Genomic DNA, 15,513 nt, shown 5'->3' on the forward strand with positions numbered 1-15,513 from the left:
CGCGCTTGTGATGCGAAGCTAGGGCGGTCCAAATTCCACAGCCGCCCAGGCCGGGCCGAGCGCAGGATCGCGAGAGGCTAGCACGCGGTGGCCGTAGCGCTCCCAAGCCGCACGCGCTGCGGCCCGCCACAGCCGCTCGGCCTCGGCCCGCTCTGGCGATCCGGGAAGGCCAGCATTCACCGGCTCGACCAGGCCGGTCAGCTCGCACAGCTCGCCGAAATGGTCATGCCCGGTCTCAAGGCATTCCGCCCACACCTTGGCCAGCGTCTCGGGATCGCCCTTGCGCTTGCTGAAACGGCGACGGACCGGCACGCTACTGTCGAATGCCCGGCAAGGCTGGAGGGCGCGGCGTTTCGGGCAATAGGCCAGCGTCCAGGCCCAGCTCCCTCAGCGCACGGATGAACGCCACGCGGGCGTTGCGCTCCACCGCTTCGCACGGGTGAAGGCGGATTACGCCAGAGCCGTCCGTGAACACCAGGCCGCCATGCTTGGCCAGCTCCTCGCGGGCCTCCGTCATGCGGTCCAGCGCCCCGCACGCGCATTCCAGCAATTTCAGATGATGGCTCTCAAGCTGATAGTCCCGGAGCACTTGCCGCCAGAACTCGGCTGAGGCGGGAGACAGATGCGCGGGCGGCGAAGCATCGGAGGGATCGGCGGTCATGGCCGCACCCCTAGGGGGGTGGGTTGATGTTGAAAGCGCGATACCGGACACCGGCGGCGGGAGTTTAATTTTCGCGCGCACTGCCCCGGTTCATTCCGCGCGCGCGTGGGGGCCAGGCCGAGCTGGATATGGCCTGGCCCCGACCGCCTCAGCCGTGCGTCCCCGGCGGCGGTCATCACTGGAGCGTGCCCCGCTCGCGGAGCCGGGGAATGCGAACCTGGTTGAAATGCTCCGCCAGGGCCACGCCCAGCTTGCTGATTTCAACGTCCGTAGGATAGCGGTCCAGAGCTTCGATCATGACGGCCAGGCCCGCGCACAGTGCCCGATTGAATGCCGCGCTGATGACGGTGCAATCGCCATCGCTGAGGTCTCGGCAATCGAGCGTGAAGCGGCGGGCGGCTCCGCGCTCGAATTCGCTCAGCTCACGCCAGGGCGGGAGGTCAGCGGCCACCAGCTTTCAACCTCGCGAGCGCGCGCTCCAGCTCCGCGAGCCGGGCCTCGGTTTGAGCGAGGCGGCTTTCCAGTGAGGTGGCGCGCTCGGTCAGAGGGGCGAGCTGGCGCTCCACATGGTCGCGCACCAGGGCGGCCACCTCGGCACCGAATTGCTTGGCGTCCACGGTCAGACCGCCGGGCCGGTGGAGATGCCGGTAAGGATGGAGACCGCCGGACGGGCGGCGCGCCAGTTGGCCGGAAGCTCAACCCGGATGGCCGCGCAGTTCTTTTGCCAGAGCGAAACCGCCTCGGCCTCGGCTGGCGACTGGTCCGGATCGATCATCGCGATAGTGGCATGGGTCGCCACATCGATGAGCGGCGTTCCGTCGCCAAAGCTCACGCCGGCCGGATCGATCAGGACCAGGGAATGGGTATCGGGCGAGGCCTCGGCCGGGACGGACTTGGAAGCAATGGCCGGTATGCCCGCCAGCTCGCCGCCACGCGCGCCGATGAGCGGATACTGGACCCCGGCCAACTTGGCGAACAGGACCGGATCGCCCACCAGGAACGCGGTCGCGAGGTCGCCCTGAAAATCATCGATCAAGGCCGCGAGCGAGGCCGAGAAATCGCCTGGATCGGCCAACACGGGCGTGACCCCGTTCGTGATCGCGGCGGGCATAACTCCGGCGCTACCGGCGTTGCCGGGATCGATGAAAGCAAGGTCCAGCGCCTCCTGGACAGCGCGAATGAGGTCGCGCCGGATCGTCTCCTCGGCCATCGGATCGGCCAGACGGAGCAATTCTTGCGTGAGCACCGTGATGGCGCTGAGCTTCATCGGCTCCAGGCTGTCGGCCGCAAAGGTCGCATTCGTGATCGGCTTCGTCTGTCCCTCGCCCACCCAGCTCGCGGTTGCGCCACTCGCGACGGCAAGGGTCCGGACCGCGAGCGGGACACGCCTCAGTCCGGCCAGGCGTCCGATGATCGCCCCGGCATACACCACCTCGAGAAATTCGGCGGCGGCCTGGCGGTAGGTGGCCAGCTCGCTGCCCCAGGTCGCATCCGGGACCGTGCTCCCGGCGCTCGCCCTCAGGATGCGGGTCGCGGGATCGTCGCGGCCGAATTTGTCTCCGGCGTAGGCCAGCACATCGGCGGGATGATCGCCGCCCAGCGCGCGGGCGATGCAGAGCCGGACAAAGGTTTGACCGCGTAGGTTGTCGAAAAGCATGGGCTTCCCCTTTCGCGGCCTAGCATCCACGCGAAACGCTCATCGGCTAGCGGGTAAAACGCTCAAGACGCGCATCGGTCGCGCGCGCCGCGGAGACCCGACACCGTAGCACTCCAGCGGCCACCATCCTTTCGGACACCAGGGAGGCCCAGCTCCCTGCCCAGCTTGAGCACTTTCCGGACATGGCCCTCCGTGATGCCTTCGAGACCGGCGAGCTGCTGCGGCGTGAACCATTCCTCCGCTTGCGGCTGAGACGGAGCATCACGCGGAACGGCGGTGAGCTGGACCGCACCGCCGCAATGCGGGCAGGTCGCTGTCATTGCTCCGTCTCGCATTCAACCCGGTCGGCATTGTCGAGCTGGACCGCGACCGCGCGCTGGGCACCGGCGATGGCATCTCGGATGCCTTGGGCATGGCGGCTGTTACCGGCAAGAGCCTCGGCCTCGGACAGCAGCCGGGAGATTGCGAGGAGACGATCCCGGCTCATTCCTCTGCCCCACTGGCCTCATCGGCAGCTGCCCCACCTGCCACACCCCCTCCCCCCCTAAAGGGGGGTGGGGGGGAGTGTGGCGGGGGTGGTGCCACACCTGCCACACCGCGCCCCGCCTCACTGAAATTTGGTGTGGCAGAGCCTTCTATCACCCAGGCTCCGACCTCCACAAACTTGCGAGGCATCCGCTTGCCGTCCGGCCGTTCCACTACCTCCAGCGCCCCATTGGCGATCCAGGTGGAGAGGAGGTGGATGATCCGCCGCCGGTCCTGGACCGGATCAAGGTCCAGCGTTTCGGCAACGGCGTGCCCCACCCAGCTCGCGGCCTGGTGGTGCTCGCGCCACTCGCCCTCGCTCACGCGCCGCTGGACTGCGTAGAGGTGGCGGAGCGTCACGCCGTCGAAGGCATCGGGCGGTTGCCACGGCATCGCCACCCCGACCGTATCCCCATTGGGCAGGTCCACGGACTGGAGGCGAAACCAATCGGCCTTTTCGGGCGGAGCGCGATTGTGCTTGTCATCCAGGACGGTGAAATGCCGTCGTCGCTCATCGTCACCCTGGATGCCGAAAGCGTCCGCCTCCTCGGCCGTCATGCGGTTGAACACCAGCGCGATCCGGGCCGCGTTCACCAGCGCGACCGCGCCACGCGAGGCTTCCACGGTGACCCGCTGCCCGGCGAGCTTGTGAGCATGGTGCGGGAGCACGATCGCGCAATTGGCCGCCGCCGCGACCCGGCCCCATTCCTTCGCCACGGCATCAATGGCCCCGTTGCTGTTTTCGGAGACCCGGTGACTGGACACGAACGGGTCCACCACCAGCACGTCCACCTGGCGCGCCAGCAGCTCGCGCGTGAGGGCGTCGATTTCGGGCCTCAGCAGCCGGAAGCCATCGCGATCCTCCACGGCGGTGCAGAGCGGGCGGCCGCTGAGGCCGCTGTCCACGAACAGCCGATTGCCGCAATCGTCCGGGCCTATCCCGTGCGCGAGCGCCGCCGCCGCAAGGGCGCGGTCCAGTTCGTCCCGGTCATCCTCCAGGTTCCAGCTCCAGACACGTTGCGGCCCTTCCCACACCGGCTTGCCGAGGAGCGGCCGTCCGCTCGCGAGCGCCAGCGCCGCCGTGGCGATCCAGGTGGATTTGCCGTGCGCGCCTGGCGCAATCAGGACCGTGACGACGCGCCGGAGCAACCACCGGCCCATTACCCAGGGCCGTTGTGGGATCGTAGCCGGATCGGGCCAGCCGTATGGTGTGGCGCGCAATGCCCCGTGGCAGTTGGCCGAGACCTCCACCGCTTCGCTGGCCAGGGATGCCAGCTCATCGGCCGAGACGCTGAAATCGGCGCACGCCCGCATGGCATCGCCCAGGCGCTCGCGAAGCTGGCGGCGCTCGGCCAGGTCCACGATTTGCTGTGCCAGCTCGCGCGGCGCGAGGAGGCCCTGGCCATCGGCCGTGAGCCGCGCCAGGTAGCCGGTGCCGCCCAGCTCGGCCATGGCCGGATCGTGCTCGAAAAAGGGCTTGAGGGTCACGGGTGTGACCTGGTGACCGTCGCGGCGAAGCTCGGCCACGCGCTCGATTATTCGGGCGTGAAGCGGCTCCGCGAAATGCTCTGGCCGGACCTCGGCCGCGAGCACGTCCAGCAACTCGTTGTCGATCAAGACCGCACCCAGGAATGCCGCCTCGGCTTCCAGGTTCACCAGATCACTGGCCATTGACCTCGCCCCCACGCCGTTGCTGGGGTGCTGGCCGGATGCTATGGGCGCGCCTGTCGCCAGGAAAACGACACGCGCCCTCGGCCCTGCCGGGGGCGTTTCTCATGGCGGGCCTCAGGCGGCTTGGTCGGCAGGTTCGCGGGTCGCGGCGCGGGCGGCGATCCACTCATCCACTTCATGCTCCAGGTGGCCAACCGCGCGCCCTCCATTGGGGTTGAGCGGGAAGCGCCGAGGGAAGAGGCCCTCTCGCTCCAGGTCGCGCAATTCGCGGTCGCAGAGACCAACCTTGGCCTCAGTTTCTTTTGGTCTCAGGATGCGCATGAAATTGCTCCGTAGTTCCGGAGCACTCCACTTATGCGCGTCCTCTACCTCGATCATCCGGGACGAAAATCTTTAGCGTCCCGGACGCGCGCCCCAATATTCCTCAACAGTTCGCTCACTGAGATTGACCCCAAGCTCCGCGAGAGTTTCGGTCACAAGCGCACATGCGCTTACCCGCTGGGCGGCCGGGTTCCGGGTCGCATTCAATCCGATTTCGAGGTCAAGAACGCGTTGGACTGCTGCAACGATGTGGCGTGCACGGTCCTCATTTGGCTCGCTACCCCGGTTCAGTTTTGGCCCCCTACGGTGCCAATCGTCGCGTCCATATGCAGCGAGCACTGGCGGTAATGGGTGCTCTCCCAACCAGCCGTCCGCCAGCCGGATGAGGGCGCGATGAGCGGCGGGATCGCCATCCCGTGCCCTCGCCACTAGGGCCTCACCTCGTTCCTCATCCCATGCCGGGCGCACCACCGGAGTTCCGTCTGGCAGGGAGGTGAGCTTGAGCGCAAAGGCTTCGCGCTCAGCGGAGATGCGCCGCCATTCCTCGTTTGCATCTTTGCCGCGCTGAATGTCGGGTAGCGCCCATTGGAGATAGGCCCGAACCTCGGCCCTGGCGCGCTCGAATTCCCGCGTCACGATGCGGCGCTCTTGAAAGGGATGACGTTGTCGCCCTCACCTTTGAGGACGCGTTCCACCAGTGCCGCCAAGGCCTCCAGAGCGGCCGCCTTTTCCTCGAAATAGGCGTGCCGGTCATAGGTGCCCTCCACACCGGGAATGACATGGCCGAGCGCACGTTCGGAAATGTCGGGCCGGACCCCTGCCCTCGCCATGAGGGATTTGGCAGTGCGGCGTAGATCGTGGATGACCCATGGCGGGATGGGGGCCACGGCATGCAAATCCTCTTTGCCGTCCGAGAAACTGTGAAACGCTTTCTTGCCCCGCCCCGCGAACACGAACGGATTTTCCTTCGCCCTCGGCTGAGCGTTGATGATGTCGAGCGCGAGCTTGGGCAGTCTCAGCGCGCCAGCGTTCACTTTCTCGCGCGCCTCGGCCGGGATGGTCCAGACCCCATCCTCAATGTCGGCCCAGCGCATGGCCGCGACCTTGGCCCGGCGCTGGCCGGTCAAGAGCGCCACTTTCACGAACGCGCCAAAGGTGCCCACCTTGTCGCACGCGGCCCAAACCGACCGGATTTCATCGTCGTTCAGGATGCGCGTGCGGGCACGATCCCGGTGACTGCCAGAGCGCTTCATCTCCGGAATGACCGGGGAGACATAGTGCTCATCATATTGGCGATACCAGTTGAACAGCTTGGCCAGCGTGGCGAGCACGCGGTCCGCCTGGACCGGGCCATTGTTGTCCACCAGGTCATCCATGAGCGCGGTCACGACGCCGCGCCGGATCGACAGAAACGGCTTGGATTGCCAGCGAGGATAGACGTAGGTGGCGAGCTGGCGCTCAATCTCGCGCTTAGAGCGGAGCGGCACGCCGTCCTGTTTCTTGCCGCCCTTGTCCACCCAGCGCTTCACGAAGCGCTCCGCCACCACCTTGAAGGTCTCGGGAGCTGCCTTGGGAGCCTCATCCGGGAGAATGTCGGTCTCGCCCGCCTTCACCCGCGCGACCGCGACCGCCGCCAGCTCGCGGGCCTTGGCCACGGTCATTAGACTGGGTTGGCCGATTTGCTTCCACACCTGGCGTCCCACGGGATCGCGGGCCACGATGGAAAACGAGGATTTGCCCTTTGGCGTCACGATCAGCGCTAGGCCGGTGGTCGCCTCATCAAAGATGACTTGGCGCTTCGCGGTCGGTTTCGCCTTCGCGACCTCGCGCTCAAATCCCTTCAAGAGAGGGGTTGGTTTCGGCATTGCTCCGGCCCTTCTGTCTAACATCTGTCTAACTGGCGGCGTTCCTGTTGCGTTAGCCAGGTTCCACTCAGTTCCACTCAAATGCTAGGAGTTCTGCGGGTTTGCAATCCTTCCCCTCCTGATAACTCCCCTCTGTTCCGGCTATGGACACTCTCTCTTAATCAGCGGGTCCTAGGTTCGAGCCCTAGTGCGTCCACCACGTTTCAGAGACTTATCGCAAGCACTTTGATTCTTTGTTTGATTAGATAACCGGTTAGGGAACGATCGGGGGCATATCATACAGGCAGGCCAACGTAGTTCTCGGCGATGGCGGTTTGTGCCGCGCGGCTCGAGGCGATGTAGTCGAGTTCGGCGACCTGCATCGCCCGCTCGAACGGGCCGTCCTCGGGAAAGCGCTGCATGAGCCGCGTCAGCGACCAGATGGACCGTTTCGACTTCAACACCCGCGCCAGCGCCTTGTCCGAATAGCGGGCAACGGCATGGGCGTCGTTAAGCATCCAGGCACCGCGGTCGACAAGCGCGCGGTGCACGCAATGAATCTTCTCGGCTATCAGGTCGAAGCCGGGATCGAGTGGGGCGAGCAGGGCAAGCGCGGCATCGGCCGGGATAGCCTGCAGGGAAACTCGCTCCCCATGCTCCAACAGACACAGGGCGGCAGACCTGACAGGTTTGGTGGCGATCTTCACCTGCTGGAGTGTGACCACTCGCTTGGTCTGGCCATTGCGCAACCGCATGGGGCCATCACGGCAAGCGGCATCTTCCGGAAGCAGGTGCACAGGCCCTCGCCACCCCCAGACTTCAAGTCGCGGGCGCGTCTGGATATAGACAGTGTCTTCGGAAAGCACCGTCATTCCCGCCTAGTCGGCAGCCAGCGCGAGCGAGCTCTTGCCCGCGCCGCTGCGTTCGGCAAACAGTATCGCGGTCTCGCCGGCCCTGATTGCGGAGGCGTGGATGGGGATTCGGCGGTTGTGCGAAACCAGGAACAGCGCCAGCGGCTCAAGCACCCATTCCCAAAGTGCCGCGTCGTCTTGAAGAAAGGCTCTCGAAAGCGCGCACCGTGCGAGACTTAGGTCGGGCAAGGCAGCGGGCCACGGCGCACGAAGTGGAAACCTCGGGATGATTAGCCCACGTCTGTCCAGATCGGGACCCAGCTGGCAAGTTTGGACAACGGCCACTGGGAAAGGTCGTCGGTCCGATAGCCAAGCTGGGCCGATGCATCACCGGCGATGACGGACATCAGCTGTTGATCGAATCCGCCCATTCGTTCGGCTTTGCGCAGGGATTCGCTTGCGAAAGATGAATTGCTCGTTGAAGGGAGACCCGCCACGGTCGGTTGCAACAGGCACGCTTCGTTCGAGATGCCGAGAAAGTTCGCAATATCCGCCATCGTGCCGCGGGGCTCCGCGACAAGATCTTCGTATCGGACCAGTCGATATCGCCTAGCCGGCGCTTCCTTCCGCATGAACTCTTGCGTCCACAGGTTGAACAGTCCGATCTTCTCGTGATGATTTCGCGACATGACGCTGGGCCACTTGTTAGGTTGGAAGCGGCGATAGCCGGTGTGCCCACGATCGGCACGCGGGTTGACCATATCGCCGACTTTGCTCCGGATGCCGCCGTTGCGATATCGGTCGGCAATGACATGGAGTTGGCAGAGCAGATTGCTGCTCTAGCCGAAGATGAGGAAAGGCGACTGAATTTTGCCCGGGCTGCACAAGAGCGGACTGTCTCGACTCCGGCCCAATGGACCATGCAGCGCATCTGCGAATTCTTCTGACTTGAAGGCTGGGCGATGCAGACAGTCTAACGCTATATCTTCTGCACCCGACGACTTTGCGTCAAGAAAGGGACCGGCACACGGGTTTCGCGACTTTGCTCGCGACTTCTCTCCAAAAGATGCAACAATGTTAGAACCCTCCAGCCCTTGGGGCCGAAAGATATTGGCCGCTTCTGGGCCGAAAGCGGACTGCCCGCTTTGGAGTGAAGCTCGCGGTAGAGCTGCCTATCACCGAGTAACCCCGTATGCGTTCGATATCGACTTTGAGCCAAACTCAGACAGACCATTGGGGAGTTCTCCGATGTGTCGCCAAGCAAACACGCGCCAGCGCTGAAGCATCGACGTTGCGGTGGCGGGTTTCCCTGCCTGTGGTATGCATCGCTTCGTCCCGCGACCGAGTCGAACATGCTCGACGGACGATTTCCAACCGCGCCATCGGCCCAGCACGAGACAGCGGCGCCGGTCCTGTCGGCCGGCACTCCCCTGCAAGGGACCTTCCCTAATGACCCATATCACCACCCAAGACGGCACAAGCATCTTTTACAAGGACTGGGGGCCCCGAGACGCTCAGCCGATCGTCTTCCACCATGGCTGGCCGTTGAGCGCGGATGACTGGGACAACCAGATGATGTTCTTCCTCGGTGAAGGCTTCCGGGTGATCGCGCACGACCGCCGCGGTCATGGCCGTTCGAGCCAGACAAGTGAAGGCAATGACATGGACACCTATGCGTCTGATGTCGCTGAGCTGGTAGGGGCGCTCAACTTGCGCGATGCGATCCACATCGGCCATTCGACCGGCGGCGGCGAAGTCGCCCGCTACGTCGCCCGCGCCGAGCCTGGGCGGGTCGCGATGGCGGTGCTGATCGAGGCAGTGACACCGGTCATGGTCAAGAAGGGTTCCAACCCCGGCGGCACGCCGCTCGAGGTGTTCGACGGCTTTCGCGCCACACTCGCCGCCAACCGCTCCGAGTTCTACCTCGATATCCCGAGCGGCCCGTTTTACGGCTTCAACCGGCCGGAGGCGAAGGTGTCAGAAGGCCTGATCCGCAACTGGTGGCGGCAAGGCATGATGGGCAGCGTCAAGGCTGGTTACGAGTGCATCAAAGCCTTCTCTGAGTCTGATTTCACCGAGGATCTGAAGGCAATCGAGGTGCCTGTGCTGGTGATCCACAGCGAGGACGACCAGATCGTGCCTTATGCGGACGCGGGTCCACTAACGGCCAAGCTACTTAGGAACTGCACGTTCAAGTCCTACAAGGACCTACCCCACGGCTGCTGCCAGACGCATCCGGACCTGATCAATGCCGAGCTGCTCGCCTTCATTCGATTTCAAGGATCGCCAGAAGAGCAGTTGACGGTGACCATCGAGCCTACGCTCGCATGACCGAGATCTGCGGGCCCGGCCGCCGGCCGGGTTCGCAGCTTCGTTAAGGCCTGAATTTGGCCATTCGATTTGATATTATATCGTCGAGTCATCGTCGCGCTAGAATGTCTGCCAGGGGGTTATATCGACGCGAATGGTCGCTCGTCTTGCTCGCTCGCTCGCGGCTCTCGAGCCCTAGCTTTTGAACTCGCAAAGTCCTTTCGCGGAGCCAGGATCAAAGCCTGCCGCGCCGGCATCGTCTCAGATTGCGGCGAGAGCGGACTGGCAGGTTTCAATTCCAGTTCGGCGAAGGCTGCCCTTGCGCAGCTGCCTCAGGTCGCCGCCAAACTGCCGCTTGACAGGGCGCCGGCTATAGCTCCCAATCTCCGTCCATGGAAAGCATTGGCGGTGACCTGAGGGCGATGAGCCCGCGACCCTTTCAGCCCGAATACCTGGAGGCGATGCGCCACGTGGGATCGGAGCGACGCTACCGCGCAAGAGAAATCATCACGCCCGTTGGCGAGCGAATGGACCGCTTTCTGCTGCTGCTCGACGGGGAGGTCGACATCGTCGATCCCTTCACGGGCGAAATCGCCATTCCCAGCGCTATGCGGGCAGGTCAATTTCTGGGTGAACTGAATTTCCTCAACGGCGGCACCGTCACCTCGCCGACAAGAGCTGCCGGCGAAGTGCTGATGCTCGAAGTGCCGCGCGCGGCAATGCTCGACCTGATGGCCAAAATTCCGGAGCTCGGCGATCACATCATCACCGTCTTTGCCGCGCGCCGCCGGCTGCTGATCGAGGACGGGCGAAGCGCCGTGACCGTGATCGGGGCCGAACGCGACCCGGCGGTCCAGCGCGTGGCCAGCTTCCTGTCGCGCAACCGCGTCCCCTTCCGCAGCTTCGAACTGGGCGAAAAGTCAGAAGCGGCAATCGTCCTGTGCGAACTGGTCAGGCATCGCCCCTCGGTGGTGATGGACCATGACAAGGAGGTCGACGAGCCCACGCCGCGCAAGGTCGCGGCGCTGCTCGGAATGGACCTTGAGATTTCCGAAGACGAGGAATTCGACCTGCTAATCGTCGGCGGCGGGCCGGCAGGGGTGGCTGCTGCAGTCTATGCGGGGTCGGAGGGGTTAAGTGCGCTCGTGATCGAGGACACCGCGATCGGCGGGCAGGCCGGGACCAGCAGCCGAATCGAGAACTTCATGGGTTTCCCCACCGGCATCTCGGGTGCGGATCTGGTGTTCCGCGGGCAAATTCAGGCGATGAAGTTCGGCACCCGCTTCGCCATGCCCCGGCGGGTCGATCACCTCGCACAGACCGATGACGGTTTTTGCGCCACGCTGGAGGACGGCAGCACCTTGTGCGCGCGCTCGGTACTTGTGGCGACAGGAGTGCAGTACCAGCGTCTGCCGGTCGACCGGCTTGAATTGCTTGAAGGCTCCGGCGTCTACTATGCCGCGACCGAAATGGAAGCGCGCTTCTGCCGCAACACCGACGCCGTGGTGATTGGCGGGGGCAATTCGGCAGGCCAGGCGGCAATGTTCCTGTCGCGCCATGCGCGGCACGTGCACCTACTGGTGCGCGGCGGGAGCCTATCGGCCACGATGAGCGCGTACTTGCGTCAACGACTGGAAGCCGATCCGGCCATCACCATCCGCTACGGCTCACGGCTTTCTGCGCTTGAAGGCGACGAGACCCTAACTGCTATTGTCTGCGATGAACCGGGCGGCCCCTTGCGGATCGAGACGGGCGCGCTCTTCGTCATGATCGGCGCCGCTCCAAACACGCGCTGGCTCTCCGGCCTGGTTGACCTGGACGAAAAGGGTTTCGTGCTGACAGGGCCGGACGTTGGCGTGCAAAGTTCCTTCGCCACATCCCAGCCGGGCATCTACGCCGTAGGAGACGTCCGCGCAGGATCAGTGAAGCGCGTTGCATCCTCGGTCGGCGAAGGCTCCGTCGTGGTCAGTGCTATCTGGTCGTACCTCGAAGATTTGCGAGACTAGAAGTCTGTGCCCCTGCCCAAAGGAATTTCGTAGCGAGGCCGACAAAGAGGGGAAATCTGCGGCTGCTATTGGGCCGCTAGCTGACGGTCCGGTTTCGCTGCAAGACTTTGAGAAGCGGACACTAAGCCGCGTGATCCTCGAACGATCAGTGTGTATAGTAGTTCTCTATTCGTTCTGCTAGAATAGTAGAATATGGCCGACGACACCGACGAGGTAACTGACGAAGAGGAAGGAGCCGCGGAGGAGTCCGCGACTCCGGTTCTACTCGCGTCGGCGGACGACTTCGCAGCGATCGACTTGGTGAAGGCGCTGGAGGGAGTGGATCGCGCCGACGACCTCGCGCTCGAACAAGCATTCAACCGCGCCGCGGAGGCGGCCGACGAGGCGGGCGATGCAGCCGGGGCGCGCGGCTACCGGCTGCTGATGTTCCTCTGCACCCTCCACCTGCGAGTCGAAGACCCTGCCGAACCGTGGGGACCGAGGTTCGTTGGCCCGGAAGGGCGGTCCTACACGGCGAGCGACTTCCGCGGCGAGCAGAACGCCGTGCTCGCGGACGTCGTCGACGGGATTGCACATCCAGCCCTGAGAGCAAGGATCGCAGACGTCGTTTGGTACAATGACCGCAAGCAGGGCGGCGCCGCGACAGCATCTATCGCGGCCTACAGCGAGATCATCCAGCGCCGCCTGGGCGGGACCTACGCGCGCCCGTTCGAGGACTTCGACAGCATCCTCGACCTGGTCGCGTGGCTCGACAGGGCGCTCCAGATCGCCGCGATGTCCCGCAAGCGCGGTGTGATCCCAGATGAAGTGCGAACGGCATTCGAGGCGCTGTATGAGCAGGCTTGCGAGACCGGCCAATACGTCGCCTTCGAGAGGGTCGCAAACCTCGGCGTGGGCTACGGCCTGGCCGACTGGTGCAAGGTGGCGCCAGATGCGGAAAAGCTCGCCGAGGCGCGCGACGGAGGCGACTTTCCGATGGCAGTGCAGGCCGTGTGGAACTTGGCCGCCCAAGGATACGCCAAGATCGGCAATGAGGACGCCAAGTGCCGCTGCCAGGAACGGTCGGTCGACGAGACGCTTCGGATGCGCGAGCAGGTCGACTCGGCATCGGCGCAGGCATTCTGGACGCGCAAGGCCATCGGCGAGCTCCGAGCCGCTCGCGGATTCAAGGATCGCATCGACCAGCTTCGGAAGGAGTTGCGTGAGCTCCAGGAGGCGTCGCTCGACGAGTTCGGGCAGTTCAGCATCCCGCTGGACCTGACGCAGGAGCGGCAGGGGACCATAGAGATTTTCGAGGGACTGACCCTACCCGACGTGCTGCTCCAGTTCGCGCTGCTGGTACCGACGCCAAAGGTGGATGATCTCCGGCAGCAAGCCCTCGATGGCCGAAAAGACGGCTTCCTCTCGTCGCTCTTCGGCTCCAGCTATGCCGATCACGAGGGGAAGACGGTGGCTGAGACGCCGGCAGCGTCGTACGATGGCGAGCCCGACGAGGCTTGGCTCAAGGAGCGGTACCTCCGATCACTCGACATCTGGCGGCACCAAATAGTTGGCGGCTACATCGAACCCGCCCGTCGCACCGCCATGATTCGATTCCCGCTGGAGGTTAGGCACTTCGCAGCCATCGCGCAGATGAGCCCCTTCGTGCCTCCGGGGCACGAGCACGTGTTTGCACTAGGGTTTGCCCGGCTCATGCAGGGCGACGCTGCGTCGGCGGCCTATCTGCTGATCCCCCAGTTAGAGAACTCCCTCCGTCACGTGATGCTGAACGCGAGCCGGGAAACCTCAAAGATCAAGGCCGACCTCCTTCAAGAGGATCGATCGCTGTCTGGCATGCTGGAGTCCCTGCGGCCGGAGCTGGAGGAGATTTTCGGGCTCGACATCGTCAACGAGATCGACCTGCTGTTCCATCACAGTCCCGGCCCGCAGCTCCGGCACGAGATGGCGCACGGCAAGATGTCAGCGGGCGAGTGCTACCACCCGACGGGTGTCTACGCCTCCTGGATGATCTACCGACTCACTTGCCTGCCCTTGGTCAGTCACTGGAAGGAGCGAGTCGCCCTAGCGATCGAGCAGACTTCGCTCTGAGGTTCTTGAGGTCTATCTGGCATTCGATCTACTCGAACCAGCGAAGTACTGGTCAAGATGCAGCGGTTGATCGCGCGTCAAGCGGCCACTCACAACAGCTTCCATCGAGCTCAGGCACTAGCGTTATGCGCCTCGCATTGCTACTTAAGGGAAGGAGGTCAAGATCATGGCAAAGAAGGGGCAGCACGTTGTGCGGAGCTCGTCTGGCGCATGGGCGGTCAAGAAGGCAGGCTCATCCAAGGCCACTAGCACCCACGTCACCCAAGCTGATGCGATCAAGGCGGCAACCAAGATCGCTCAGAATCAGAAAACCGAAGTCTACATCCACGGCCGCGACGGCCGGATTAGGGAGCGAAACTCCTTCGGAAACGACCCGCATCCACCGAAGGGCTGAGCTTGCCGCGGCCCTTTGAGCGATCAGTCTTCGTCAACTGCCCCTTTGACGAAGAGTTTGCGCCAATCTTACAGGCTGTCGCATTCTGCATCGTCTATCTCGGCTTGTTTCCTAGGCTTGCTCCGGAGAACGCCGACAACGCCGCTGCGCGTCTCGACCGCATTGCTGACCTCATATGCGGCTCCAAGTACGGAATTCATGACCTGAGCCGATGTAAATCGACACAGGCGGACGAATACGCACGCATGAATATGCCTTTTGAACTCGGCCTGGACCACGCATGCCGTCGATTTGGACCCACTCCACAGACGGACAAGCGGATCCTGATCCTGGAACATACCCGCTATGATTATCAGCGCGCCCTTTCCGACATCTCAGGTTGGGATATCCAGGCTCACGGCGGCGACCACGAAAAGGCAGTCCGGCATGTACGCAGTTGGCTCATCGCTCAGGCTGGCGCTCCCGCCGTCGGAGCTGCCCTCATCCAGGGGAAGTATATCGCCTTTCAAGAGTGGTATTGGGAACGAGAATTAGCGGCGGGCTCCTCCGAGAAAGATATTCGCGAATACCCAACAACCGAGCTCATACAAGCGATGCACGAGTGGAAGGATGCGGGAGAGCCTGTCTGAACGATCTTTGGGCCGGTTGCAGACCGTCTGTTCCTGGACTTGGATAGCCTAGAGCAGACTTCAGCGATCGTCGTCGCAGCCGCGGATCGACCGGTACATTCTCCATTGCCAGCACGCAAAATGCGCAGTGATGCATACGTGTCAGCGGCGCGTGCTCGACGAAGCGATGGTGCGCCTCATGCCCCGACGCGAACTCGCGCAGCGGCGTGGAGCGCTTAGCCTGTCGGTGGCTCATCTAGCGCGCCTTCGCCTGCCCGACAGACGGTTTCCCGTTTGCGTCCATCGCTGCCTTGTACGAGCGCAGGCCGTCGGTGGTGATTATCTCAGGTGAGCCATGGCGCTTCAGCGCCTTCTTCATGAAGGTGAGCGCTGCTGCCTTGTCTCTCGTCTTCGTCACGTAGCTCTCGAGGATCTCGCCTTCCTGATCGACGGCGCGCCAGAGGTAGTGCATCTCGCCATTGATCTTCACATAGACCTCGTCGAGGTGCCACTTCCACTGTCGGAAACCCCGCATCCGGCTCACCCGCTGCCAACGGATATCGGCGGCGAACAGCGG

19 protein-coding genes and 1 pseudogene are annotated in these 15,513 nt (G+C 63.8%); 6 read left to right on the forward strand and 14 right to left on the reverse strand.

The genetic code is table 11. From position 1 onward, the window contains the following. Positions 1-18: 18 nt before the first annotated feature. The 12 genes from GRI89_RS04980 to GRI89_RS05035 form a co-directional block, all read right to left on the reverse strand. On the reverse strand, positions 19-312 hold the full coding sequence (locus GRI89_RS04980; protein ID WP_159792767.1) for a hypothetical protein: 294 nt from the start codon (positions 310-312) through the stop codon (positions 19-21). A gap of 1 nt (position 313) precedes the next feature. After that, positions 314-661, reverse strand: coding sequence for a P27 family phage terminase small subunit (locus tag GRI89_RS04985; RefSeq protein ID WP_159792769.1), 348 nt, complete (start codon positions 659-661; stop codon positions 314-316). 175 nt (positions 662-836) lie between these two features. Next, complete coding sequence (locus GRI89_RS04990) at positions 837-1,112, reverse strand: hypothetical protein (protein WP_159792771.1); 276 nt, start codon at positions 1,110-1,112, stop codon at positions 837-839. Beyond that, the gene (locus GRI89_RS04995) at positions 1,102-1,278 is read right to left on the reverse strand and encodes a hypothetical protein (protein ID WP_159792773.1); all 177 of its coding nucleotides are present in this window, start codon (positions 1,276-1,278) and stop codon (positions 1,102-1,104) included. Before GRI89_RS04995 ends, GRI89_RS04990 begins: the two co-directional genes overlap by 11 nt. A gap of 2 nt (positions 1,279-1,280) precedes the next feature. Beyond that, complete coding sequence (locus GRI89_RS05000; RefSeq protein WP_159792775.1) at positions 1,281-2,318, reverse strand: phage major capsid protein; 1,038 nt, start codon at positions 2,316-2,318, stop codon at positions 1,281-1,283. A gap of 316 nt (positions 2,319-2,634) precedes the next feature. Beyond that, positions 2,635-2,805, reverse strand: coding sequence for a hypothetical protein (locus GRI89_RS05005; RefSeq protein ID WP_159792777.1), 171 nt, complete (start codon positions 2,803-2,805; stop codon positions 2,635-2,637). Continuing rightward, positions 2,802-4,514, reverse strand: coding sequence for an AAA family ATPase (locus tag GRI89_RS05010; protein WP_159792779.1), 1,713 nt, complete (start codon positions 4,512-4,514; stop codon positions 2,802-2,804). The genes GRI89_RS05005 and GRI89_RS05010 overlap by 4 nt, the downstream gene beginning before the upstream one ends. 114 nt (positions 4,515-4,628) lie before the next feature. Then, a complete protein-coding gene (locus GRI89_RS05015; protein ID WP_159792781.1) occupies positions 4,629-4,835 on the reverse strand; it encodes a helix-turn-helix transcriptional regulator in 207 nt (68 codons plus the stop codon). Positions 4,836-5,467: 632 nt separating this feature from the next. Next, on the reverse strand, positions 5,468-6,700 hold the full coding sequence (locus GRI89_RS05020) for a tyrosine-type recombinase/integrase (RefSeq protein ID WP_159792783.1): 1,233 nt from the start codon (positions 6,698-6,700) through the stop codon (positions 5,468-5,470). 275 nt (positions 6,701-6,975) lie between these two features. Beyond that, the gene (locus tag GRI89_RS18365) at positions 6,976-7,434 is read right to left on the reverse strand and encodes a hypothetical protein (RefSeq protein WP_407924965.1); all 459 of its coding nucleotides are present in this window, start codon (positions 7,432-7,434) and stop codon (positions 6,976-6,978) included. A 123-nt stretch (positions 7,435-7,557) separates the two neighbouring features. Next, entirely contained in the window at positions 7,558-7,704 is a 147-nt protein-coding gene (locus tag GRI89_RS05030; protein ID WP_159792785.1) for a phosphoenolpyruvate carboxykinase (ATP), read from the reverse strand. A gap of 116 nt (positions 7,705-7,820) precedes the next feature. After that, positions 7,821-8,219, reverse strand: coding sequence for a sulfotransferase (locus GRI89_RS05035; protein ID WP_268891734.1), 399 nt, complete (start codon positions 8,217-8,219; stop codon positions 7,821-7,823). On the opposite strand from GRI89_RS05035, the gene GRI89_RS05040 reads away from it, so the two are divergent. The 6 genes from GRI89_RS05040 (at position 8,133) to GRI89_RS17775 (ending at position 14,957) form a co-directional block, all read left to right on the forward strand. After that, positions 8,133-8,477 (forward strand): glycosyltransferase, encoded by a 345-nt coding sequence (locus GRI89_RS05040; RefSeq protein WP_328598097.1) that lies wholly within the window; start codon positions 8,133-8,135, stop codon positions 8,475-8,477. The two genes, GRI89_RS05035 and GRI89_RS05040, sit on opposite strands and share 87 nt — an antisense overlap. A gap of 502 nt (positions 8,478-8,979) precedes the next feature. Next, a complete protein-coding gene (locus tag GRI89_RS05045) occupies positions 8,980-9,861 on the forward strand; it encodes an alpha/beta fold hydrolase (protein WP_159792791.1) in 882 nt (293 codons plus the stop codon). A gap of 371 nt (positions 9,862-10,232) precedes the next feature. Further along, positions 10,233-11,846 (forward strand): FAD-dependent oxidoreductase, encoded by a 1,614-nt coding sequence (locus GRI89_RS05050; RefSeq protein ID WP_159792793.1) that lies wholly within the window; start codon positions 10,233-10,235, stop codon positions 11,844-11,846. A gap of 192 nt (positions 11,847-12,038) precedes the next feature. Beyond that, positions 12,039-13,934, forward strand: coding sequence for a DUF4209 domain-containing protein (locus GRI89_RS05055; RefSeq protein WP_159792795.1), 1,896 nt, complete (start codon positions 12,039-12,041; stop codon positions 13,932-13,934). Between the two features lie 166 nt (positions 13,935-14,100). Then, on the forward strand, positions 14,101-14,328 hold the full coding sequence (locus tag GRI89_RS05060; RefSeq protein ID WP_159792797.1) for a DUF2188 domain-containing protein: 228 nt from the start codon (positions 14,101-14,103) through the stop codon (positions 14,326-14,328). Positions 14,329-14,330: 2 nt separating this feature from the next. Further along, a complete protein-coding gene (locus GRI89_RS17775) occupies positions 14,331-14,957 on the forward strand; it encodes a hypothetical protein (RefSeq protein WP_201290866.1) in 627 nt (208 codons plus the stop codon). Here the strand turns inward: GRI89_RS17775 and GRI89_RS18370 are convergent. Next, positions 14,911-15,192 carry a hypothetical protein gene (locus GRI89_RS18370; RefSeq protein ID WP_159792799.1) on the reverse strand — a complete coding sequence of 94 codons (282 nt, stop codon included), beginning with the start codon at positions 15,190-15,192 and terminating at the stop codon, positions 14,911-14,913. The genes GRI89_RS17775 and GRI89_RS18370 overlap by 47 nt on opposite strands. 45 nt (positions 15,193-15,237) lie before the next feature. Then, positions 15,238-15,513 (reverse strand): annotated as a pseudogene (locus tag GRI89_RS05075) (DDE-type integrase/transposase/recombinase); the annotation flags it as partial.

This window comes from Croceibacterium salegens (assembly GCF_009827435.1).
In the GTDB taxonomy this organism is placed as follows: domain Bacteria; phylum Pseudomonadota; class Alphaproteobacteria; order Sphingomonadales; family Sphingomonadaceae; genus Croceibacterium_B; species Croceibacterium_B salegens.